Origin of the sequence: Falsiroseomonas sp. HW251, assembly GCF_050563545.1 — a bacterium.
Lineage (GTDB): Bacteria > Pseudomonadota > Alphaproteobacteria > Acetobacterales > Acetobacteraceae > Falsiroseomonas.
In genome coordinates, this window is record NZ_JBNXUM010000111.1 from 1 (window position 1) to 554 (window position 554).

Annotated in this window: 1 pseudogene; it reads right to left on the bottom strand. The window is 66.8% G+C overall.

The annotated features are described in order from the left end of the window. Positions 1-372: 372 nt before the first annotated feature. Positions 373-554 (bottom strand): annotated as a pseudogene (locus ACLF3M_RS35415) (hypothetical protein); the annotation flags it as partial.

Here is a 554-nt window from a genome sequence, read left to right on the forward strand (position 1 = left end):
CTGAAGGAGGTCGTGGCCGAGCAGGCGCTCGAGCTGCGGCTGCTGAAAAAACGTATGGCCCGCCCCGTCTGCAAGGGTGCCTTGAGACAGTGTGTTGGTCTGCATCAACGTATCCGTGTGTGGATGGCCCCCTGTCTTGCAAGAAGAAATTCGGCGTTCAAGCAGCGGTGGTCGCCTGCAGTCGTGTGTCCGGCCTGTAGCGCGGCACGGCGGCCGCTGGCCCTGATGGGTGTCCGCGAGCTGGGGCCTCATCGGTCTCGCGGGTTCGAAACCCCGGATACGTTCCAGGCTGCTCCCAGCTCGTCGGCACGGCCGCTCACTCCATCACGCCTCGTCCTCTCGCAAGCATCTCCCTGCGGGGCCTTCCGGTGTCTACGCCGTCGGGGCGGTGACGGCTGGGCGATAGGCACCACCCTTCGTCATCAGGGCCCAGGCGATCCGCGCCATCTTATTGGCGAGCGCGACCGCGACCTTGAGCCGCGCGCATCGCCCGAGCAGCCCCCGGACCCAGGCGTTCTCCTTCACCTCCTTTGAGCCCAGCAGCGCCGACTGGG